This is a genomic window from Shewanella sp. SM20 (genome assembly GCF_025654545.1).
In the GTDB taxonomy this organism is placed as follows: domain Bacteria; phylum Pseudomonadota; class Gammaproteobacteria; order Enterobacterales; family Shewanellaceae; genus Shewanella; species Shewanella oncorhynchi.
This window is the reverse complement of record NZ_JAKKRK010000028.1, coordinates 13,864-34,871: the sequence shown is the minus strand read 5'-3', so window position 1 is coordinate 34,871 and position 21,008 is coordinate 13,864. Positions and strand designations below refer to the sequence as shown.

Annotated in this window: 21 protein-coding genes and 2 tRNA genes; 9 read left to right on the top strand and 14 right to left on the bottom strand. The window is 44.4% G+C overall.

Annotation, left to right across the window (positions count from 1 at the left end; all coding sequences use genetic code 11):
• Window positions 1–67 precede the first annotated feature (67 nt).
• Both pglZ and brxL read left to right on the top strand, forming a co-directional pair.
• On the top strand, window positions 68–2,752 hold the full coding sequence (gene pglZ, locus L5M18_RS13060) for a BREX-1 system phosphatase PglZ type A (protein ID WP_263197217.1): 2,685 nt from the start codon (window positions 68–70) through the stop codon (window positions 2,750–2,752).
• 255 nt (window positions 2,753–3,007) lie between these two features.
• Complete coding sequence (brxL, locus tag L5M18_RS13055) at window positions 3,008–5,086, top strand: protease Lon-related BREX system protein BrxL (protein ID WP_126513303.1); 2,079 nt, start codon at window positions 3,008–3,010, stop codon at window positions 5,084–5,086.
• 79 nt (window positions 5,087–5,165) lie between these two features.
• Here the strand turns inward: brxL and L5M18_RS13050 are convergent, their stop codons facing one another.
• From L5M18_RS13050 to L5M18_RS13040, 3 genes are all read right to left on the bottom strand, one after another.
• Window positions 5,166–5,714 (bottom strand): hypothetical protein, encoded by a 549-nt coding sequence (locus tag L5M18_RS13050; protein ID WP_263197214.1) that lies wholly within the window; start codon window positions 5,712–5,714, stop codon window positions 5,166–5,168.
• 214 nt (window positions 5,715–5,928) lie between these two features.
• Window positions 5,929–6,633: a hypothetical protein gene (locus L5M18_RS13045; protein ID WP_263197213.1), complete on the bottom strand. Its 705-nt coding sequence runs from the start codon at window positions 6,631–6,633 to the stop codon at window positions 5,929–5,931.
• 5 nt (window positions 6,634–6,638) lie between these two features.
• Complete coding sequence (locus tag L5M18_RS13040) at window positions 6,639–7,673, bottom strand: helix-turn-helix transcriptional regulator (RefSeq protein ID WP_263197212.1); 1,035 nt, start codon at window positions 7,671–7,673, stop codon at window positions 6,639–6,641.
• A 161-nt stretch (window positions 7,674–7,834) separates the two neighbouring features.
• On the opposite strand from L5M18_RS13040, the gene L5M18_RS13035 reads away from it, so the two are divergent.
• Window positions 7,835–8,182, top strand: coding sequence for a hypothetical protein (locus L5M18_RS13035; RefSeq protein WP_263197211.1), 348 nt, complete (start codon window positions 7,835–7,837; stop codon window positions 8,180–8,182).
• Here the strand turns inward: L5M18_RS13035 and L5M18_RS13030 are convergent.
• The 7 genes from L5M18_RS13030 to L5M18_RS13000 all read right to left on the bottom strand — a co-directional run bounded on the left by L5M18_RS13030 (window position 8,179) and on the right by L5M18_RS13000 (window position 12,678).
• Complete coding sequence (locus tag L5M18_RS13030) at window positions 8,179–8,859, bottom strand: SIR2 family NAD-dependent protein deacylase (protein ID WP_263197210.1); 681 nt, start codon at window positions 8,857–8,859, stop codon at window positions 8,179–8,181. The genes L5M18_RS13035 and L5M18_RS13030 overlap by 4 nt on opposite strands.
• Before the next feature lie 103 nt (window positions 8,860–8,962).
• On the bottom strand, window positions 8,963–9,562 hold the full coding sequence (locus L5M18_RS13025) for a metallophosphoesterase (protein WP_263197209.1): 600 nt from the start codon (window positions 9,560–9,562) through the stop codon (window positions 8,963–8,965).
• An 8-nt stretch (window positions 9,563–9,570) separates the two neighbouring features.
• On the bottom strand, window positions 9,571–9,984 hold the full coding sequence (locus L5M18_RS13020) for an MBL fold metallo-hydrolase (RefSeq protein ID WP_263197208.1): 414 nt from the start codon (window positions 9,982–9,984) through the stop codon (window positions 9,571–9,573).
• Window positions 9,981–10,283: a cyclic-phosphate processing receiver domain-containing protein gene (locus L5M18_RS13015; RefSeq protein WP_263197207.1), complete on the bottom strand. Its 303-nt coding sequence runs from the start codon at window positions 10,281–10,283 to the stop codon at window positions 9,981–9,983. Before L5M18_RS13015 ends, L5M18_RS13020 begins: the two co-directional genes overlap by 4 nt.
• Before the next feature lie 562 nt (window positions 10,284–10,845).
• A tRNA-Val gene (locus L5M18_RS13010) sits at window positions 10,846–10,922 on the bottom strand.
• A 49-nt stretch (window positions 10,923–10,971) separates the two neighbouring features.
• Window positions 10,972–11,048 (bottom strand) — tRNA-Val (locus tag L5M18_RS13005).
• Between the two features lie 250 nt (window positions 11,049–11,298).
• A complete protein-coding gene (locus tag L5M18_RS13000; protein ID WP_168827724.1) occupies window positions 11,299–12,678 on the bottom strand; it encodes an MATE family efflux transporter in 1,380 nt (459 codons plus the stop codon).
• A 33-nt stretch (window positions 12,679–12,711) separates the two neighbouring features.
• Between L5M18_RS13000 and L5M18_RS12995 the strand changes: the two genes are divergently transcribed.
• Complete coding sequence (locus L5M18_RS12995; protein WP_263197206.1) at window positions 12,712–13,335, top strand: riboflavin synthase subunit alpha; 624 nt, start codon at window positions 12,712–12,714, stop codon at window positions 13,333–13,335.
• 34 nt (window positions 13,336–13,369) lie between these two features.
• Here the strand turns inward: L5M18_RS12995 and L5M18_RS12990 are convergent, their stop codons facing one another.
• Together L5M18_RS12990 and L5M18_RS12985 are read right to left on the bottom strand one after the other, a co-directional pair.
• Window positions 13,370–13,570, bottom strand: coding sequence for a CPXCG motif-containing cysteine-rich protein (locus L5M18_RS12990; RefSeq protein ID WP_028759934.1), 201 nt, complete (start codon window positions 13,568–13,570; stop codon window positions 13,370–13,372).
• A 241-nt stretch (window positions 13,571–13,811) separates the two neighbouring features.
• The gene (locus tag L5M18_RS12985) at window positions 13,812–14,045 is read right to left on the bottom strand and encodes a hypothetical protein (RefSeq protein ID WP_263197205.1); all 234 of its coding nucleotides are present in this window, start codon (window positions 14,043–14,045) and stop codon (window positions 13,812–13,814) included.
• 290 nt (window positions 14,046–14,335) lie between these two features.
• On the opposite strand from L5M18_RS12985, the gene thrS reads away from it, so the two are divergent.
• From thrS to rplT, 4 genes are all read left to right on the top strand, one after another.
• Window positions 14,336–16,264: a threonine--tRNA ligase gene (gene thrS, locus L5M18_RS12980; protein WP_028759936.1), complete on the top strand. Its 1,929-nt coding sequence runs from the start codon at window positions 14,336–14,338 to the stop codon at window positions 16,262–16,264.
• Between the two features lie 3 nt (window positions 16,265–16,267).
• The gene (infC, locus tag L5M18_RS12975) at window positions 16,268–16,810 is read left to right on the top strand and encodes a translation initiation factor IF-3 (protein WP_012089240.1); all 543 of its coding nucleotides are present in this window, start codon (window positions 16,268–16,270) and stop codon (window positions 16,808–16,810) included.
• Between the two features lie 84 nt (window positions 16,811–16,894).
• Window positions 16,895–17,089: a 50S ribosomal protein L35 gene (gene rpmI / locus L5M18_RS12970; protein WP_006081653.1), complete on the top strand. Its 195-nt coding sequence runs from the start codon at window positions 16,895–16,897 to the stop codon at window positions 17,087–17,089.
• Window positions 17,090–17,105: 16 nt separating this feature from the next.
• A complete protein-coding gene (gene rplT, locus L5M18_RS12965) occupies window positions 17,106–17,462 on the top strand; it encodes a 50S ribosomal protein L20 (protein ID WP_006081652.1) in 357 nt (118 codons plus the stop codon).
• Window positions 17,463–17,728: 266 nt separating this feature from the next.
• Here rplT and trxB read toward each other — a convergent pair whose 3' ends face one another.
• Window positions 17,729–18,682: a thioredoxin-disulfide reductase gene (gene trxB / locus L5M18_RS12960; RefSeq protein ID WP_263197204.1), complete on the bottom strand. Its 954-nt coding sequence runs from the start codon at window positions 18,680–18,682 to the stop codon at window positions 17,729–17,731.
• Between the two features lie 332 nt (window positions 18,683–19,014).
• Window positions 19,015–20,130: an alanine dehydrogenase gene (gene ald / locus L5M18_RS12955; RefSeq protein WP_263177168.1), complete on the bottom strand. Its 1,116-nt coding sequence runs from the start codon at window positions 20,128–20,130 to the stop codon at window positions 19,015–19,017.
• 179 nt (window positions 20,131–20,309) lie between these two features.
• Between ald and lrp the strand changes: the two genes are divergently transcribed.
• Window positions 20,310–20,816, top strand: coding sequence for a leucine-responsive transcriptional regulator Lrp (gene lrp, locus L5M18_RS12950; protein WP_006081649.1), 507 nt, complete (start codon window positions 20,310–20,312; stop codon window positions 20,814–20,816).
• Window positions 20,817–21,008 lie beyond the last annotated feature (192 nt).

The window sequence follows — 21,008 nt, the reverse complement described above, 5'->3', positions numbered from 1 at the left end:
ATCAAACAAGTCGATGATTCAGGTCTTTAACGCGTTAGTGATTTTACAGTAAATTATTGGATTTAAAATGGATATTACCCAGTTACAAACGGGTTTAAACAAAAAATTCGAAGCCAGCCGGATTGTGTTTTGGCACGATCCTGACCAGAGCTTTACCGCGGTGCTTAACGAGCTGTCGCTGTGGCATCAAGATGCACCTGTGTGTGTGCTGAATATGGCCGAGGAGTCACAGCTGGCGGTGCGCTGCCGGATTGATTTGCCGAATGTATCGGCGTTACAGAATTCGCAGGATTTGCACCAACAGCCGTCTTCATTTTCACAGGCACAAGCACAGCCACAGGCGTTTTTGCTGTATTGGCCGAGTGCTGAGCCTGTTGCGGCCGAGGATTGGCTGCTGGATATGCGCTGCTACAGCGAGACCTTTTATGCCGATGCGGCGTCGATCATTTTAAATGAGCTTGGGCTGCATGATATGTCACTGCGGGAGCACATTGCGGCGCGGCAGAGTTTTTTTGCCAGCCAAGAGCGGCTTAAAACCTTAAAGGCCAGAGTGGATGGCCGTAGCGGCCAAGAAACGCCATTATCGCTGGACATGAAAATCATCAGTGTGCTGCTGGGGTGTAAGCCCAATTACCCAGATATGCTGATGACGCTGGGCAGCCTGATGGTGGATGAAGATTCATCGGCCATTGAGAAAGAGTTGGCCCTGCTTGAAAAGCATTGTGTGCTGATAAGCTTTTGGGCACTGATGGCGGAGCATTTTGATTACCTTGGCGTGACGGATGACACGGCAACGCCAAGCTTAAATGACTTACTGCGGCGAATGCTGGTGAGCGAGTGTTATGAGCTGATGGATGGCGCACGGCCACAATGGATGAAAGGCCAGCTGCTGGCCAATCCATCGGGACGCGCCAATGCCATGACTTTGCTAGGCTTATGGCGAGATTCGAGCCGCTATAGTGAGGATTACCGCCAATTGTCGGCGATGATCGCTAAGCAGTTAGAGCTGAGTAGCCGTTTAACGACCTTAGAAACCTCGCAGTTGCTAGCGGTAGAAACCTTTGAAGCGGTCGAACAATGGATCATTCGGGCGTTAGTGGAGGATTTGCAGGCGGGAGGATTGGTGTTTTCTCGTGCCGATTTTGCCATGTTACTGTCGCGCCGCCGCCAAATGTACTGGGCGCGAAGTACGCCCAAATACCGCTTTTTATATCAAGCGCTTTGCCACGCAGAGCAGCTGTTTGATTTAAGACGACGCTTTGTGGATGGCTTCCATTACCCTAGCGCTCAGGCCATGTATTTGGCCTACGAGAAAGAACTGTTTCAGTTTGACGCCTCTTATCGATTATTTAACGAGGCGGTGGATGAGTTGCAGGGGCAGGCGGTGGAGATCCTCGCCAGCCTAGATACCGCGATTGAAGACCTGTATGTGAACTGGTATTTGTATCAGTTGGGACTTTGCTGGGATGGGCTACTTGCCAAAGAGCAGCGCCTCGATCACTGGCAGTTGGGTATTCCCTCGCAGCAGCACTTTTTTGATACCTCGGTCCGCACCCGTTTGGCGCAACCCGGGGTTCGGCGCCAGTTTGTGATTATCAGTGATGCGCTGCGCTACGAAGTGGCCCATGAGCTGCAGAGCGAGATTAATCAAGCCAAACGCTTTACGGCGCAACTTAAAAGCCAGCTGGGGGTACTGCCCAGTTACACTCAGCTTGGGATGGCAGCGTTGTTACCCCATAAGCAATTAGACTATGCAAGCGACGGTACTACGGTACTGGTGGATGGTAAAAGCAGTGCTGGGCTGGCTAATCGCGGCAGTATTTTGGCCAGCGTTGGCGGGCTGGCTATTTCGGCCAAGGAGCTGCTTGGTTGGACCCGTGCTCAGGCCGTTGAAGCCGTGGGTGAGGCCAATGTGATTTACATTTATCACGATGTGATTGATGCCATTGGCGATAAAGCGGCAACTGAGCATCAAACCTTTAGCGCAGTGCGTAAAGCGATTGAGGAACTGCAAGCGCTGGTGACAAAAGTGATTAATGGTTTAGGGGTGACCCGAGTGCTGGTGACGGCTGACCATGGCTTTTTGTTCCAGCAGGCAAGCCCAGAAGCTGCAGTTAAGTCAGGTTTATTGCATGAACCCGCTGGCACGGTTGAAGCCAAAAAACGCTATTTACTGGGGCGCAATTTACCACAAAACGATGAGGTATGGCATGGCCGGTTGGCACAGTTCATTGGCGGTACAACCGATATGGAATGTTATCTGCCGCGCGGCGTAAGCCGATTCCATTTTGTCGGTGGGGCGCGTTTTGTCCACGGTGGCGCTATGTTACAAGAAATTTGTGTGCCTATTGTTGAGGTGCAGGAGCTGCGTGGTAAAAAGTTACAGCAAAATGAAAAGCAAAAAGTGGGTGTAGTGCCTGCCCATCAACCGATTAAGCTGGTGAATGCCATTGATAAGGTGCGTTTTTTACAAACCGATGCCGTGGGTGACAAGTTTAAGCCCCGCAATCTGCGCTTTGGTATAGTGGATGATAATGGCGTAAGTGTGTCGGCTATTGAACGGGTGATGTTTGAGTCGGCATCTTTGATCCTCGATGAACGAGTTCAGGACGTTAGACTTAAGCTGACAGCCGAGCAATATGACCGTAAGGTGCATTATCAGTTAGTGATCACCGATGACGATGAAGGGATTGAACTTGCCCGTTATCCCGTGACCATTGACTTGGCTTTTAGTAATGATTTTGGTTTTTAAGGTCAATTAAAAACCAATCGATCACTAATATCTTATTGATATATAAAAATTAACAACAGGGCAGTTAGTGCCCGCAAGGTGAACTGCATGTCGACACTTGAAAATCACAATCCTGATGGCGAGTTTTTAGGTAAGGCAGAACAGGCAGAGCCTGTATCTGTCACCCACGTGACCAACAATGTAGTGATCCAGCAATTGGATGTTTATCAAGGCCGCAGTGGGCTCGATGGGCAACATACACAAGATCCAGAGGCAATGCCTAGTATTGGGGCGCCGAAATCGGCAGCGGATGAAATTGCTGAACTGAATTCGGCAGATCTCGATACTCGCCTTAATCGTTTTTTTAAGGGTAAAGTGGTTCGTAAAGACCTAACCAAGCAATTAAAAGAAGGCGCTAACGTGCCTGTATATGTTTTGGAGTACCTGCTTGGGATGTACTGCGCCTCTGACGATGATGAGGTGGTGCGCGAGGGACTTGAAAACGTTAAGAAGATCTTGGCGGAAAACTACGTGCGTCCCGACGAGGCCGAAAAGGTTAAATCGCTGATCCGTGAGCGTGGCAGCTTTAAGGTGATTGATAAGGTTGGGGTAAAACTCAACCAGAAAAAGGATGTCTACGAGGCGCAGTTATCGAACCTAGGCATTAAGGATGCGGTGATCCCATCGAACATTGTTAAGCAGAATGAGAAGCTGCTGACGGGTGGGATCTGGTGCATCATCACCCTCAATTATTTTTATGAAGAAGGCCAAAAAACCTCACCGTTTTCAGTGGCTATGCTCAAGCCTATTCAAATGCCGTCGATGGATATGGAGGAGCTGTTTGCCGCTCGCGCGCAGTTTTCAACCGATCAGTGGCTAGATGTGCTCATTCGCTCCATAGGTATGGAACCCACGAACCTAAAGCAACGGGTTAAGTGGCATTTGCTGACGCGGATGATCCCCTTTGTTGAAAACAACTATAACGTGTGTGAACTTGGCCCCCGTGGTACGGGTAAAAGCCATGTGTATAAGGAGTGCTCGCCCAACTCCCTGTTAGTTTCCGGCGGGCAAACTACTGTGGCTAATTTGTTTTATAACATGAGCTCGCGACAAGTCGGCTTAGTGGGCATGTGGGATGTGGTGGCCTTTGACGAGGTGGCGGGGATCACTTTTAAAGATAAAGATGGCGTGCAGATCATGAAGGATTACATGGCATCGGGCTCCTTCTCCCGTGGCCGTGATTCGATTGAGGCGAAAGCGTCGATGGTGTTTGTCGGCAACATCAACCAGAGTGTCGAAACCCTGGTCAAGACCAGCCATCTGCTGGCGCCGTTCCCGGAGGCAATGATCGACACGGCCTTCTTTGATCGTTTTCATGCCTATATTCCCGGTTGGGATATTCCCAAGATGCGGCCGGAGTTTTTTACCAACAGCTATGGCCTGATCACCGATTACCTTGCTGAATACATGCGCGAGATGCGTAAACGTAGTTTTTCTGATGCCATTGATCGCTATTTTAAATTGGGCAATAACCTGAACCAACGTGATGTGATTGCCGTGCGTCGTACTGTGTCTGGATTATTGAAGCTGCTGCATCCCCATGGTGTATTTGATAAAGAAGATGTGCGCCGTTGTTTGACCTACGCACTGGAGCTACGTCGGCGTATCAAGGAGCAGCTCAAGAAACTCGGCGGGATGGAGTTTTTTGATGTGCATTTTAGTTACCTTGATAATCAGACTCTCGAAGAGTTTTTTGTCAATGTACCGGAGCAGGGGGGCAGCCAGCTGATCCCCGAAGGCTTGGGTAAACCTGGTGTAGTGCATATGGTGACAAAAGGGGGCACGGGTCAACTGGGGCTTTATCGTTTTGAAACTCAAATGACGCCAGGTAATGGCAGGCACTCAACCTCAGGCCTTGGCTCAAATACGCCTGCAAAGGAAGCCATTCGAGTCGGGTTTGATTACTTTAAGGGTAACCTGAATCGAATTAGTGCCACCGCTAAGTTTTCAGAGCATGAATACCATCTTCATGTCGTAGAGCTTCACAACTCAGGCCCAAGCACTAAAACCAGCCTGGCTGCGCTGGTGGCATTTTGTTCCATCCTGATGAGCAAACCTGTGCAGGAGCAAATGGTGGTTCTTGGGGACATGACGCTCGGTGGTGTGGTCAATCCGGTAGAAGATCTGGCAGGCAGTTTACAGTTGGCAATGGACAGCGGCGGCAAGCGAGTATTACTGCCCATGGCGTCTGCCTCGGATATTCCAACCGTACCCGCGGAGATCTTCTCCAAGTTTCAAATCAGCTTTTATGCCGATCCTGTAGATGCGGTATATAAAGCGCTAGGTGTGAATTAGCATAAATTCAATTATAAAACATGGTTGCTTAGATGAGTTTAGTCGTAGTACCGATCGTAGTTATCTACGATCGGACTACTCAATAGCAAGGATTTCGCCCACAACAAAAATCCCATGCTTTTATTCTGGCTTCACCTTTAATGGGATAGTTTGGGTGTGGTAGAAAATTAATTTTAACCCCAGAGTTTAAGGTTGCTTTGATTGCACAATATGTCATTTTAAAGCTTCCTCTATCGTATTCAATTTCAAGCTTTTCTTGTGATTGAATTTTACCACTTCTGAGGAGTGAGTCGCGGAGTTTGCTTGAAAAACAAAGAATTATCGAAGGTTCTATAATACTAATCAATTTTTCAAAGATTGGCTCACACAACTCAATGTCTTTTGAACTTATCTGGGACTCATTGTGAGATCTAAAAAAATAATAGTTTGATTGAGTTATCTTGGATATAAAATCATCACCGAAGTGTTTTCTACAAAATGGATATATTCTAGATAGCGAACCAACATCTTCAGTTAAGAAATTTGCTTTTTTTATTTCTGTTTGAGGTTCGTATTCTTCGCCCTTTGAGGCTCCCCAGTTGAATCCAATAACAAGTGGGCCATTTTTTTCGAGAGTAGAGGTAACCAAAGAATAGGACCATTTATGCCCATTGTCTAAGCAATACTTACTTATGTCGGATTTGGTATATATATTGCTTTGATAGTTCGATATCCACTGAAAACTCCTTAGGCTTAATTTAGGTTAATCCAAATGCTGGGTGCACTTCTAACTCATTTGAGGAAAATTCATTAATAGTTTATATTTTCTTAAATAACATGTACTTACGTAGCAATTTAAGTTTTCATACATGCTTCGCTAGAAACTGGGTTAAATCACTTTTCCCGCAATTGCCCTTTTTGGTTTGCCGATTCCACCATACGCTTGATGGGTGGGCTGTAATGACAAATTCATAATTAGGTATTAGTGGCTTAATCAATTTCCCAGCCTTCCTTGAGGCTACGATGATTAACTCCGGTTGTAACGTGTTTAAAACCAGCTTTAATGTACTCTCGGCCATAGGTATATCGCGGGGTTTTACATCAATACTTCCTCCGGTCTCCTCTGCTGGGCGTTGGAAATAGTTGTAATAAGCAACTTGGTCAATGACGTCTAGGTAATTTTGGTGCTTGAATTTAGGAGATGAATTTATGGTAGTTAACAGATTACGATAAATAGTATGGCCTTTGGCTTTGAATGATTTTCTTTCTTCAGGTGAAATGTCTGTTGAGCGAGCCTTAAGAATACCAGAGGTACTTATGTAGCTGATCCCGTTCTTCTCATTGAGGCAGTGATGTTTGATGTGTTCTTCAAGCGCCAATTCATTCCCTGCATACCATTTTTCGACATCGTGATGGTAGGTTGCCCCTTTGGGCAGATAATGACTTTCACCAATAATCAGGATTTTGTTTTCTGAGTACCACGACCCAACCCATGGTGTTAATCGAGGATATTTTTGAAAGTGTTCATGGCCACTCAGTTTGTTTATTAATTCAACTCTATTATCCATAACGGTTACTCGTAGTTTTCAATAGTGGCTTGTAGTCGTTTGACCACAAATTGTTTTAGTGAAGAAGGGGATAAGCACACAACATCTTGACCAAATTTAAGGATCCAACCGATAAGGTCGTATGTTGGGTAACAAGTCATCGTCACCTTCCACCATGTTTCATCTATCTGTTCAAGCTGTTGGTCTATGGAAAGCTTATTGTGTTTAACAACATCCAGAGCGTATTGTTTAACTTTTAGCTCTACCGTGGTTAATGTGTCTTCTAAGAGCCAGCCTGTTGGATTTTTGGCGTAATACTCATCAAGAGTGAAAGATTTGGGTTTGGTAATGCCCAAATACTCCTTTTGGACTGATACTATTTTGTGGAATAGGAATAGCTGGGGCACCTCTGGCGACTCTTCCTTGGTGGCTACGAGGTAATGGCTTTGCTCCCTAATAATTAAACCTAATGGATTAAGAGTGTAATTTTTTATATCACTCACCTCACTCGACTGATAGCCAATCGAGATGACCTTCTCATTAAGTACACTCTCATAGATGATTTTCCGGTATGGCTCGTCAATGTGCTGCTCATCGTAGATGATGGGATAATTGTCCGAAACAACCTGAACTTTTTTCATCCAGCTCGCATAGAGGTGTTTTGAGGATAGCGTTACATTGGCCTGATTTAACCATGCTTCAAGTTTGTCACTTTGATGTAGCGGTAATACTCTCCGCAGTAGCTGCTCCGACAGCACCAGCATGAATGCTTCTGACGTGGGAAGAATATCGAGCACATTTCGCTTCTTTAAATCTCGGAACCAGCGTCGATATCCTAGGTCATCGTCCTCATATCCTAGATTTGCCCATTCAGAAAGCATTTTAAGGTCTCGTTGAATCGTCCTAATTGACAGTTCAAATCCTTCATTTTCCAGTAGGGCATGAATTTCGGACAAGGTCATACCACGAGTAGGGAAAGCCGGAAGGTTATCCAACATAAACAAATTTCTAAAAATCGCACTTTTGCGGCGACGCTCGTTTGCGGGATCATTTGCTTGCATGTAACACTATAACCTCAAAGGAAATATCACTATTATTCCTGACTAACGGCTATGATATATTGACCGGCGTCATATAATGTCAGTCATGGTTATAGAATTGTATTAGCCGTTAGATGTCGTATCTCTAAGTAGTATCAATAAAGCCCCAATCGGAGTCAGATATGAAATCGGTTACGTGTGTTATCAAAGAGATACTGGACATCTACCCAACACTTGCCTGTATGAACGGATATATTTTTATTGGTACGTGTAGCCAAGAGCCTCCTTATTCAAATGCAAGTTACCAAAAGTGGCGTTTGGTTGATGGTGATGAGAATGTGCCATTTGAATCAAAAATCGCGCTGGATAGGGTCTTTGCATCCATGCTGGAAGATTACGGTATTTCCAAGGGGATGCCACATGGATTTTTCAAAATCGAAAAATCCATCATTTCTTTTCAATGGTCATCAAGTGATATCGTAGAAACAATGTTGTCTAAAGTAGGTGGGGAGCGAGTTGGTCGCCATTAATGTTGATTAAGCCAACGTTTTACGATGAGTGGCACAGCAATAATTGCATCTAAGGGTATGAACTCAAAACCATAAGGTCGTTTGTTGACATGTTTAGAGACCAGAATTTTTTCTGCTCTGCCGCGTGCATATTTTGGAAGATTACATACAGGTTTTACGGTAAGGGAAGTGCCAACAATCAAAACCTTAGATGCTGTTTTGAATAGTTTTTTTACTTCATAAAGATTAGGAACCTGCTCCCCATATAATACGACGTGAGGCCTTTCATTATTCTCGAGTGAATAAAGCCTATCGCCGATGCTAAATGAAATATCACTCTCTAAATGTCGTGCCTCAAATAAACTTCCGTGAACGTGATAAACCTGAGTTGAGCCTGCTCGCTCGTGAAGATTATCCACATTACTGGTTACAACACTAACCCGGTATTTTTTTTCAAGTTCTGCAATGGCAATGTGTGCTGGATTAGGGTGTGCTGACAACACTTCCTGTTTGCGGAAATTATAAAAATCGATAACTTTTTCTGGGTACGCTTTTAAGGCGTGAGCAGAAGAAACCTCTTCAACCCGATACTTCAACCACAGTCCATTATCATCAGTAAATGTCGCTAGCTGATCCGCTGATATTCCTGCTCCAGTAAAAACGATAATATGGTTTGGATCAATCTCGGGTTTACTCAAAATAACCTCTCCTAAGATGTCACGATTTTTAATGGTAATGTGGAGTTACGTATTGTTTTTTAATGGAACAGTTTTGTGCGTACTTCAAAGCATTGAGGCACGCTTAAATACGGATCCAATGATGATTAGGGACTTCACTCTTATTGTTGGCTCCAGGATTTGAAATGCTGCACCCGCGAAATTTGGAGGCGCATTTCTCTGGTTGATGAACGTGACCTGTCAGTAACCATACAAGAGACAAGGTGCCCGATTTAATTGCCGTTGTTAGGTCCCTTGAGCCAAAATCTCGCCCCGATTGCTTCGCGACACTAAGCCCTGAAGGCGGTTCGTGGTGAAGCAGTACATTGCATCGAGAAAATGGTGTGAAGTCAGATGTACCATATGACGCGCTGCCGAATGTCACCCCATTGATTGAGGCGATAGAGCGATCTGCGTAGATCCCCTCAATTTCCCTTAACCAGGTTGAATTGAGTTCATCACCTAATTGATCATGATTGCCCGAGCATACAAAAATAGGACGATTGAACTGTTTTAACCAGCATGAGATAACGGCCACTTGCTTATCGATTGGTGTAGGGCAGTTGTATCGACTATCAATGAAGTCACCTGTTAGACAAACAACGTCAGCTTCGGATGCATTGTCGGTAACCCATAGCATTTGAACTTGGTTGAAATGCAGATCGGAAACATGGAGCAGTTTCATTGTCAGTCCTATTGAATAAAAGGCATATCGGTAGGTGTGAGTAGTGGATCATACAAACATATCGAGCCGTCAATGTGGCTATAGACTTCAGCCGTTACTAACACCGAATGGCCTAACTTAATCATTTCATTAGCCTTCTGTTGATAATCCATCCAAGCATCGCGATCTCTCTGAAACGTCAAATAGATTTCAACATCAAAATTCTCAAAACAATTATATGCCTCTGCGATGATCCGCAATTCAAAATCTGCTGCGATCACGGGGATGCCTGCATGAGTCGAGACAGCTCGACCAACGTGAGCTGGCAGGATTTGTTTGAGCCGACAAATTAGCTTCAGACTATGAAAGGCTGAAAGTTGGCCAAGCAGATGAAATGGATCGCCGGACAATAAAAGTAAAGGTGCAACCGTAGGTGCTGTCATTGTAATTTCACCTCGGCTAGGCGGGTGATCTGTTCTACAGCAGCAAGCATTCTTATTCTTGCTGCAGGATTACTCGTATGTACATTAATTTTCGGAGGCTTAAAGCCTGTATCAACAATCGCTTGCTCAATCCAAAGCAGCACATCGTAGCCAGTACCTCTAGCATCATCTCCTAAATCATGGTCTAGGCTAATATCGGTTACCATGCCTTTGGCTAAATAGGAGATAACCTCATCTGGCCATCGAACTTGTAGCCAGCCAGTAGGAGCGAGTCGTTCATCATCCAAAAATATTTTCATTTTAAGTAGTTTTCATCGTCCATTCGCATTTAATGAACATAGTGTATTCAGTGAGACGACAAGTAATGTCGTTTTTAGTTCTCACTGTTGTGAGGCACAAATTAGTCCATAACAATCCTATTTTTGCTTACTAAGAAATAAGAATCGTTATTCAATTTTTTAATCGACTTTCACATTCCAAACATTTAGGTAAAACAAAAACTTTATTCATTTTTCGGATAATTCCTTTGATAGTTTCAAGCAGATTTGAATTTTAAGCTGCTGTTGTGTGCCAACTATGGTGGGGGTCAACAAAAAAATCGTCAAAAGCATCTTGTGCCAACAGGTTTGGCACGAAATAGGCACAAATTTAGAAAAACAACGAATTTTGGGGGAACAGCAGTAAATGTGGATTAAGTAATAGAGACAAAATCAGGCAGAGCTGAAGGGTGGGGCATGTTTGAATGTTTTTGGGAAAACCTAGTTTAGGCACCAAAATTTTATCTTAGGCACAAATAAAAATTAAACATCCTTATGGATGATTATTTTAAATTGAGGTTTTAAAGGGAGTTAAAGCAAGAAATGGTACACCCGAGTGGACTCGAACCACCGACCCCTACCATGTCAAGGTAGTGCTCTAACCAACTGAGCTACGGGTGCACTGTTTACTTTTCAATAAGAAGTCACATTTTATACTCTGTGAAGAGAGTGGTACACCCGAGTGGACTCGAACCACCGACCCCTACCATGTCAAGGTAGTGCTCTAACCAACTGAGCTACGGGTGCATCGCAAAATTTAACAAGCTATTCAAAAGCGTTGCGCCTTGGAACGAGCGCTATATTAGGTGCATAGCGCAGGGCTGGCAAGCAAAAAAAACAAATTTGTCGTCAAATGGTGAATTGCTGCGCAACTTGCCCAGTGTTTCAACAACGCCGCTGATAAAACCGCAATTTCTTATTCGCTTTACTTCAGAGAATGCATCGAAATCAAACTGATAAACCAAAAGGCGAGCACTGTCGCTCGCCATTAATGCAATCAATGGTGAACACTGTCACCTTCAATAAGGCTCAAATGCACGCCATGCTTTTGGATGTAACGCAGACGAATGAAAAATAACAGCGCTGCTGAGGTCAAGCCCGCAATCAATCCTGCCCAGAATCCATGGGCGCCCATCGCGGGAACGATATGGTCCGTATAAGCTAAGGTATAACCGAGTGACATACCAATGCCCCAGTAGGAAAACAGCGTGATATAAAAAGCGCTGCGCGTATCTTTATAACCGCGAAGAGCACCCGCTGCGACCACTTGAACTGAATCAGATAATTGATACAGGGCTGCCATCAACATCAAGCTGCCGGCTAAGGCAACCACTTCAGGATCACCATTATAAAGTTTCGCAATTTGGAATCTAAATAATACGGTCAAAACAGCTGTCGTTAGAGCAAGGGATAGTGCCAGCCATAAGCCCACTTTAGTGACCACAGCGGAAATATCGGCGCGATCACGGCCTAAGTAATAACCAATCCGAATCGATACCGCGATACCTATCGATAACGGCAGCATAAATACGATGGCAGAAAAGTTGAGCGCAATCTGGTGACTTGCGACCACTGTTGCGCCAAGTGGCGCGAGTAATAGCGCTATGATGGCAAATAAACTCACTTCAAAAAACAGCGCCATTGCTATCGGCATGCCGAGTTTGGTCATTTTCTTCATAGTTTCAAAGTCTGGGCGATGAAATTTACTGAAGGGAGCTAAAGCCGCGAATTTTTTATGTAACTGCATGTAAATGGTCATGGCAACTAGCATGGCCCAGAATACGAGAGCAGTGGCGATACCACAGCCTGCGCCGCCCATGGCCGGTACGCCAAAGTGTCCATAAATAAAAATATAGTTAGCGGGGATGTTCACTGCTAAGCCGACAAAGCCAATGACCATAGTAGGTAAAGTGTAAGAAATCCCTTCACTACAGCCGCGTAGCACTTGATAAAGCACAAATGCGGGCGCGCCCCATAAAATACCGTCGAGATATCCTATGGTTAAGCGGTATAATTCAGGCTCCAAGTCCATGTGGCCAAGCACAAAGGGGGCTGATGCAAGGAAAACCATCACACCAATGCCGCCTATAATGGCAAGATAGGCACCTTGAAAGGCCAAAGGTTGGATAGCTTTTTGATTATTCGCGCCATTATAGTGGGCAAATAAAGGCGTAAAAGCCATCAGCAAACCTTGGACGAACAGAATAGCGGGTAACCAAAGGCTAGTGCCGACTGCGACGGCGGCCATATCGACAGCACTAACACGGCCCGCCATAACAGTATCAATAAAGCCCATCATGGTCTGAGTGACCTGAGCTATCAGTACCGGCAGCGCCAGTTGGATTAAACGTTTGGCTTGATAGCCTGAATGATTCATAAATACAGCCTTTAACGATTAAGCGAGCAAAAAATGTTTACAGGTATAGTTCAAGCCACCTGCGAAGTGGTTGCAATACATAAGAAAGATGGTCTAAATACCCTTGAGGTAGCGTTTGAACCTGATTTGCATGAGGGACTTGCGATAGGAGCAAGTGTGGCAAATAACGGGGTATGTCTTACTGTGACTCAGGTCGCTGATGATAGGGTATTTTTCGATGTAGTGGAAGAGACCTTGCGACTGACGAATCTGGCTAATTTGTCAGTAGGTCAAAGTGTTAATGTTGAGCGTTCGTTAACTTTCGGTAGTGAAATTGGTGGCCACATTCTCTCTGGCCATATCCATACTAAAGCCAAAGTCATCGATATTAGCCATACAGAACAACATTATGATCTGACACTGGGCATTGAGCCTAAATGGATGGATTACATTTTTTATAAAGGTTTTGTTGGCATTAATGGCTGTAGTTTAACGGTTGGCGAGGTGAGTGACTCCGGTTTTAAGTTGCACTTAATTCCTGAAACCCTAAAACTGACCAATTTAAGTCAGTATAAAGTGGGTGATGAACTCAATATTGAGATCGACAGCCAAACACAAATTATCGTCGACACAGTCGAGCGCGTGCTGGCCAGGCGTTTTAACGAACAAGCACGTTAGTTTAGTGACATCGCAGCGTGTAGTGCAATCTCGTTTAATAGATTTGCTCGTCGTCTGAATCGATATACAGCTCAACCGTTCGTCTCGATTCATCGATGTGTAAGCGTAAGTGAATCGGATTACAACAAATTCGGCAGTCATCGTAATAATCTTGGTCTCCACAGCTGGCATCGATACTGATATCTTGATGGTGCCCGCAGTGGGGACAAGCAATAACTTTGTTCATGACTCTCATGGTGCAACTCCTTATCGCCAATAGAGCGAATCGCTCTGCTCAATCAACGCATCTCACACTTCGTACGCTTATATTGTCTGCGCTTTGTCGATATTCGAAACCTGAGTGCGCTTTATGTGCTTCCTATTTGAGTATACAGCAGAGTGCAGTGCACTGACTTAGATGAAGTCGGTCTCAAAACGCAGCATGATAGACCTTCTGGTTAAATATTTTCTTGTTGGATCATTATCTCTTCTAAAAACTAGTCCTTTGCCGTCACTAACCCCTCCATTTCATTGCTGTGTAACACGCCATCGCGGGCATTTTGGGTAATATCCAGCGTTAAACGCTGCATCTGTTGCTCAAGTTCACTTTTAATATCAACGAGTAACACTTGAGTATCAATCAAAGATTTGCTTGTGATTTTCACCTGCGGCTCAGGTAAAGTGGTTGCTGTGTGCGTGAGTGTTACAGCCAGTAGAATGCAGTTCAACATATCAACTCCCTTGTCATGTTTTCAGTGATGCCCAATAACTGGCGCTAGAATAGGGGAGTTAGATGACCAAGAAGTTACCAAGACACTGCAAAATCATGAATTTGCTTTTTGTTTCCAATCCCAATTCTGGTCAATATGCTTGCGCCTTTTAGCTACAATCCCTTAGAATAAACGCCCTGCTACGCAAGGCGGCTAAGACTCCTGTACTGTCTTAACCTAGCGAGCATTTCTCTTACATTAACTAAAACCAAGTGGCCCTACGTGTGGGTCACCACTGGAAAGGACATTTCATGCCTGTAATTACACTTCCCGATGGTAGCAAACGCGAGTTTGCCCATGCTGTATCGACCCTCGATGTTGCCGCTGATATTGGCCCTGGTTTAGCGAAAGCTTGTATCGCTGGCCGCGTTAATGGCGAATTAAAAGATGCTTGCGATCTCATTGAAACCGATGCTGAGCTATCAATCATTACCGCCAAAGACGAAGAAGGTGTTGAAATTCTTCGCCATTCTTGCGCGCATTTATTAGGTCACGCGATTAAGCAAATGTGGCCAGAAACCAAGATGGCGATTGGTCCTGTTATCGATAATGGCTTCTACTATGATATCGACCTTGAGCACAAGTTGACTCAAGATGACATCGACGCCTTAGAAAAGCGCATGCTTCAACTGGCAAAAACCAACTATGACGTAGTAAAACGTGTCGTTAGCTGGCAAGAAGCCCGTGATACATTCGCTGCGCGCGGTGAAGATTATAAGATTGCCATTCTGGATGAGAACATCAGCAAAGACGCGACGCCTGCGCTGTATCATCACGAAGAATACACTGACATGTGTCGTGGACCGCACGTACCTAACATGCGTTTCTGCCAACATTTTAAATTAATGAGCATTGCCGGCGCTTATTGGCGTGGCAACTCAGAAAACAAGATGTTGCAACGTATCTATGGTACCGCTTGGGCCGACAAAAAAGCCCTTAGCACACACTTAACCCGTCTTGAAGAAGCGGCTAAGCGTGACCACCGTAAAATCGGTAAGCAGCTCGACTTGTATCACATGCAAGAAGAAGCACCGGGTATGGTGTTTTGGCATAACGACGGTTGGAGCATCTTCCTCGAATTAGAAAGATTCATTCGCCGTAAGCTAAACCAATACACTTACCAAGAAGTGAAAGGCCCATTAATGATGGACCGCGTGTTGTGGGAACGTTCTGGTCACTGGGATAAATACTCAGAAGCCATGTTCACGACCAGCAGCGAAAACCGCGAATACGCCATCAAACCAATGAACTGCCCAGGCCACGTGCAGATCTTCAACCAAGGGTTGAAATCTTACCGTGATCTGCCATTGCGTATGGCTGAATTTGGTTGCTGTCACCGTAATGAACCTTCAGGCTCGTTACATGGATTAATGCGTGTACGTGGTTTTACGCAAGACGACGCCCATATTTTCTGTACTGACAGCCAAGTTCAAGAAGAAGTGAGTGCCTGTATCCAGATGGTTTACGATACTTACGCCACCTTCGGCTTTGAAAATATCGTAGTAAAACTGTCTACTCGCCCAGAGAAACGTATCGGTGACGATGCGATGTGGGACAGAGCGGAAGAAGCACTTAAGCAAGCTCTGCGTGCCAATAATATTGAATTCACTATTTTGCCAGGCGAAGGCGCGTTCTACGGACCAAAAATCGAATTTACTTTACACGATTGTTTGGACCGAGCGTGGCAATGTGGTACTGTGCAGCTCGATTATGCGTTGCCAAGCCGTCTTGGTGCAACTTACGTTGCCGAAGATAACAGCCGTCAGACCCCAGTGATGATCCATCGTGCTATTTTAGGCTCTTTGGAACGATTCTTGGGTATCTTGATAGAAGAATATGCAGGACGTTTCCCAACTTGGTTAGCCCCAATGCAAGTTGTCGTGATGAATATCACCGATAAACAGGCTGATTATGTTGAAGAAGTCGTAAAATTCTTCAAAGAACAAGGTATTCGAGCGTCTTTTGACTTGAGGAATGAGAAAATAGGCTTTAAAATACGCGAGCACACCTTAAGGCGTGTCCCTTATTTGTTGGTCGTTGGCGATCAAGAAATGGAAAATAAGGAAGTAGCGGTGCGTACCCGTGATGGTATCGATTTAGGTAAGATGCGACTTGAAGATTTCGCCACTAAAATCCATCAACAGATTTCGCTCCGTAGTCTCAAATTGTTGGAGGAATAGGTCATAAAGATCAAAAAAACAGCAGGGCGTCAGCCGGCCCCTAATAGAATCAATGAAGAAATCACAGGTGTACCAGAAGTACGCTTAACAGGCATTGATGGTGAAGCTATTGGTGTGGTAAGCATCAGAGATGCTCAGAATTTGGCAGATGAAGCAGGTGTAGACCTAGTAGAAATCAGCCCAAATGCTGAACCTCCAGTATGTCGCATTATGGACTACGGTAAGTTCCTTTTTGATAAGGCTAAGTCAGCCAAGGAACAAAAGAAGAAGCAAAAGCAGGTTCAGGTCAAGGAAATTAAATTCCGTCCTGGAACTGACGAAAACGACTATCAGGTAAAACTACGCAACCTGATACGTTTTCTGGAAGACGGGGACAAAGCGAAGATTACGCTTCGTTTCCGAGGTCGCGAAATGGCACACCAAAACCTGGGGATGGATCTATTGAACCGTATCAAGGCTGATTTGGACGAGTATGCGGTTGTTGAATCTTTCCCGAAAATGGAAGGCCGACAAGCAATTATGGTGCTAGCGCCTAAAAAGAAATAAGTAGGGCAAAACTTAAAGTAGCAAAGGTCTATGGCCTTTGCTCGCCTTGCTTTTTATTAAACATCCCAATGCGGAGTTTTAGAAATGCCTAAAATGAAAACAGACAAGGGTGTAGCGAAGCGTTTTAAGAAAACCGCTAATGGTTTCAAGCGCAAGCAAGCACACTTACGTCACATTTTGACGAAAAAAAGCACTAAACGTAAACGTCACTTACGTGCCAAATGTTTAGTATCAAAAGCTGACGTTCCAGCAATCGCGCGTCAATTACCTTACGCTTAATTTAGGAGATTAGAAAATGCCAAGAGTTAAGCGTGGTGTAACCGCTCGTGCTCGTCACAAGAAAGTTTTAAAACTAGCTAAAGGTTATTATGGCGCTCGTAGCCGTACTTACCGTGTTGCTGTTCAAGCAGTAACTAAAGCTGGTCAATATGCTTACCGTGACCGTCGTCAGAAAAAACGTCAATTCCGTCAACTTTGGATTGCACGTATTAATGCTGCCGCTCGTCAAAATGGTCTGTCTTACAGCCGTTTCATCAACGGTCTGAAAAAGGCGTCTATCGAAATCGATCGTAAGATTTTGGCTGACATCGCTGTATTCGATAAAGTTGTATTTGCAACTTTAGTTGAAAAAGCAAAAGAAGCGTTAAACTAAGAAATTAGTTTGTTGCTGTAGAGAAGGGACCATTTGGTCCCTTTTTTTGTGCGCCATTTTAGGCTCAACGAAATGATTTTACTTACCTAAGAACTTATATAAGTACTATCTAAGTGGTGCGGAATTAAGAATCGCAAAGGAAAGAAATGTGCGTGCGTGAACAATATTAATTGGCACAGCCTGCAAAAAATTTTGCTATTACTTAACGATTTTGACCTAAAAAAATAGCAGGCTTAGCCTGCTATTCGTTGAAAAATCGAGTCTAGTTACTTTTTAGCATCTAAATAACGCTCTGCATCGAGTGCGGCCATACAGCCTGTGCCAGCAGAAGTAATGGCTTGACGATAATGTTGGTCCATCACATCACCACAGGCATAAACACCTTCGATACTGGTTTGCGTGGCGTTACCTTGCAAGCCACTCTGAACTTTTAAATAACGGTGGTTCATTTCCAACTGGCCTTCAAAAATACCGGTATTAGGGCTGTGACCAATAGCAACGAACACACCAGCAACGGCTAAGTCAGTGATCGAACCATCTTTAGTGCTCTTCATCTTCAGACCTGTCACCCCCATGGCATCACCAACCACTTCATCCATGGTTTGATCTAAGTGAAGGATGATGTTGCCATTGGCGACTTTGTCCATCAGACGGTCGATCAAGATTTTTTCTGAGCGGAAGGTGTCACGGCGATGGATGAGGTGAACTTCAGCAGCAATATTGCTTAAATACAATGCTTCTTCAACGGCGGTATTGCCGCCACCGATCACTGCGACTTTTTGATTGCGATAGAAGAAGCCATCACAGGTTGCACAGGCTGATACACCGCGACCTTTGAAAGCTTCTTCTGACTCTAACCCTAAGTAACGGGCAGAAGCGCCAGTTGCGATGATCAGCGCATCACAGGTGTACTCGCCGTTATCGCCTTTCAAACGGAAAGGGCGCTCGGTAAGGGTCACTTCGTTGATATGATCGAATAAGATTTCAGTATCGAACTTTTCAGCATGCTTCTGCATACGTTCCATCAAGGCTGGACCCGTTAAGTCGTCCGCGTCACCTGGCCAGTTTTCAACTTCAGTCGTCGTGGTTAATTGACCGCCTTGCTGCATACCTGTGATCATCACAGGTTTTAAATTCGCACGCGCAGCATAAACGGCTGCGGTATATCCTGCTGGGCCTGAACCCAAAATCAATAAGTTACAATGTCTGACCTGGCTCATTTTTATCTCCGTGCCTTTAGCAAATTGCAAGGATTGTAGGGAATTTACCTGTGGGGGTAAAGTGTTGGAGGGCGATTCTTTTAGATTGCACTAATCGAGTCCATCCGTTTTGGTATGGAGAGTGTCAGTTTTACTTTACTGTGAATAAATAGCTTAAGTGTGAACCACGAAATGAAGCACGGGATGAGCTTGTATAAATATGATGGTGCGATCGTAGTGGAGCCTATTTCTACCCAATAAAAAATCGGCCTCAATTGTATCGAGACCGATTTGAATTACATACTAAGTAAAGCTAGCTCAAATTCACATAAAAAGTTAAGTTAATTAAAAGCTTATACTAATAGTGTCGCAGGAGATGTGAACGCTAAGTTTAGGGCGTGAGCCACTTCCTTACACACCACTTTACCGTGCATGACGTTTAAGCCATTAAGAAAATGCTTGTCTTGCAACAGCGCTTCTTTATAGCCTAAATTTGCTAACTTGAGAATGTACGGTAAAGTTGCATTGTTAAGCGCAAATGTTGAAGTACGAGCGACCGCACCAGGCATATTTGCAACACAGTAATGCACAACATCATCAACGATATAGGTAGGATCTTGGTGAGTAGTGGCATGTGAAGTTTCAACACAACCGCCTTGATCGATCGCCACGTCAACGATAGCGCTGCCAGGCTTCATACGTGAAATCATGCTACGAGTAACCAATTTTGGCGCCGCAGCACCTGGAATTAGTACACCACCGATCACAAGATCGGCCTCAATAACATGACGTTCAATTGCATCCGCAGTAGAGTAAATGGCTTTTACAGCAGAACCGAATTGCACATTTAAACGACGCAGAGCATCAATACTGCGATCAAGCACAACAACATCAGCACCCATACCAACTGCCACTTGTGCTGCATTAGTACCAACCATACCGCCGCCAATAATGACGACTTTAGCAGGCTCAACTCCCGGTACGCCGCCCAGCAACATACCGCGGCCACCAGAAGATTTCTCTAATGCCATAGCGCCAGCTTGGATTGACATACGACCAGCGACTTCAGACATAGGAGCAAGCAAAGGCAGGCCACCACGATCGTCTGTCACAGTTTCGTAAGCGATACATACGGCACCACTTTTGATTAAATCTTCAGTTTGCGGTAAATCTGGAGCAAGATGCAGATAAGTAAATAAAATCTGATCGTGACGCAACATAGCGCGTTCAACTGCTTGAGGCTCTTTTACTTTTACAATCATCTGCGCTTTAGCAAAAACTTCAGTAGCAGTCGCTAAAATTGTGGCGCCAGCATCAATATAATCTTGATCTGAAAAACCAATACCTATGCCTGCATTTGTTTCAACAAAAACGTCGTGACCTTTGATCGCCAACTCGCGAACACTAGAAGGAACCATACCGACACGATATTCGTGGTTTTTAATTTCCTTGGGAACACCAATAATCATCTTTGAGCCTCAATTGCCTGAAATCCCACTTTTAATGGGCATAATTGTTATTTTATCGTGACCTGAACGTGATTAATTCAGGGATATCTAGTATAGTATCGGCGACGCAGTTTATGCTGCTGAACTTTCGGCATACGTAGAATAAAATGTTGTTTTAGTGATAAAGCAAGGTTAAATAAATGGCATATAATAAAAAGAGTCCTGTAAAAGACTTGGATCGCATCGATCGCAACATTCTTAATGAACTACAACTTGATGGCCGCATTTCAAATGTGGAATTGTCAAAAAGAGTCGGACTAAGTCCAACTCCTTGTTTAGAAAGAGTAAAACGTCTCGAAAAGCAAGGTTACATCAATGGCTATACCGCATTGGTGAATCCTCATTTCTTGGGTGCATCCCTACTGGTATTCGTGGAAATCACATTAAGCCGTGATACTCCCGAAGTGTTTGATAAGTTTAACCGTGCAGTGCAACTACTCGATGATATTCAAGAATGTCATCTGGTTTCAGGCGATTTTGACTACTTACTGAAAACTCGTGTTTCAGATATGTCGGCTTATCGTCGCTTGTTAGGTGAAACTTTATTGAAATTACCTTCTGTTTCCGACACGCGTACTTATGTTGTGATGGAAGAAGTTAAGCACACCAGTCGTGTAGCGATAAATCATCTACTCTCAGATATCTAATTTACCCTGATTGTTTGGTTTTACAATAAGGGGCTTAGGCCCCTTATTTATCAGTAACGTCAATATATTCATCTCATTTTACGCCTATTGCTATTAGACTTGTATTGCCCTTAAGTTTGCTAACTTAGGGGCTTCTTTTTGTGGCATTTTTAAACAAATTTGTTAACGGAAGTGTTTGTGTAATAACTCATT

What these genes read in the sequence shown, in the direction of transcription:
- thrS (WP_028759936.1), top strand. Translation starts at nt 14,336, where the DNA reads ATGCCTGTAATTACACTTCCCGATGGTAGCAAACGCGAGTTTGCCCAT.
- L5M18_RS12985 (WP_263197205.1), bottom strand. Translation starts at nt 14,045, where the DNA reads ATGTTGAACTGCATTCTACTGGCTGTAACACTCACGCACACAGCAACC.
- L5M18_RS13020 (WP_263197208.1), bottom strand. Translation starts at nt 9,984, where the DNA reads ATGACAGCACCTACGGTTGCACCTTTACTTTTATTGTCCGGCGATCCA.
- L5M18_RS12990 (WP_028759934.1), bottom strand. Translation starts at nt 13,570, where the DNA reads ATGAGAGTCATGAACAAAGTTATTGCTTGTCCCCACTGCGGGCACCAT.
- brxL (WP_126513303.1), top strand. Translation starts at nt 3,008, where the DNA reads ATGCCTAGTATTGGGGCGCCGAAATCGGCAGCGGATGAAATTGCTGAA.
- L5M18_RS13045 (WP_263197213.1), bottom strand. Translation starts at nt 6,633, where the DNA reads ATGGATAATAGAGTTGAATTAATAAACAAACTGAGTGGCCATGAACAC.
- L5M18_RS13000 (WP_168827724.1), bottom strand. Translation starts at nt 12,678, where the DNA reads ATGAATCATTCAGGCTATCAAGCCAAACGTTTAATCCAACTGGCGCTG.
- trxB (WP_263197204.1), bottom strand. Translation starts at nt 18,682, where the DNA reads ATGAGCCAGGTCAGACATTGTAACTTATTGATTTTGGGTTCAGGCCCA.
- pglZ (WP_263197217.1), top strand. Translation starts at nt 68, where the DNA reads ATGGATATTACCCAGTTACAAACGGGTTTAAACAAAAAATTCGAAGCC.
- ald (WP_263177168.1), bottom strand. Translation starts at nt 20,130, where the DNA reads ATGATTATTGGTGTTCCCAAGGAAATTAAAAACCACGAATATCGTGTC.
- L5M18_RS12995 (WP_263197206.1), top strand. Translation starts at nt 12,712, where the DNA reads ATGTTTACAGGTATAGTTCAAGCCACCTGCGAAGTGGTTGCAATACAT.
- L5M18_RS13015 (WP_263197207.1), bottom strand. Translation starts at nt 10,283, where the DNA reads ATGAAAATATTTTTGGATGATGAACGACTCGCTCCTACTGGCTGGCTA.
- lrp (WP_006081649.1), top strand. Translation starts at nt 20,310, where the DNA reads ATGGCATATAATAAAAAGAGTCCTGTAAAAGACTTGGATCGCATCGAT.
- rpmI (WP_006081653.1), top strand. Translation starts at nt 16,895, where the DNA reads ATGCCTAAAATGAAAACAGACAAGGGTGTAGCGAAGCGTTTTAAGAAA.
- L5M18_RS13035 (WP_263197211.1), top strand. Translation starts at nt 7,835, where the DNA reads ATGAAATCGGTTACGTGTGTTATCAAAGAGATACTGGACATCTACCCA.
- L5M18_RS13040 (WP_263197212.1), bottom strand. Translation starts at nt 7,673, where the DNA reads ATGCAAGCAAATGATCCCGCAAACGAGCGTCGCCGCAAAAGTGCGATT.
- rplT (WP_006081652.1), top strand. Translation starts at nt 17,106, where the DNA reads ATGCCAAGAGTTAAGCGTGGTGTAACCGCTCGTGCTCGTCACAAGAAA.
- L5M18_RS13025 (WP_263197209.1), bottom strand. Translation starts at nt 9,562, where the DNA reads ATGAAACTGCTCCATGTTTCCGATCTGCATTTCAACCAAGTTCAAATG.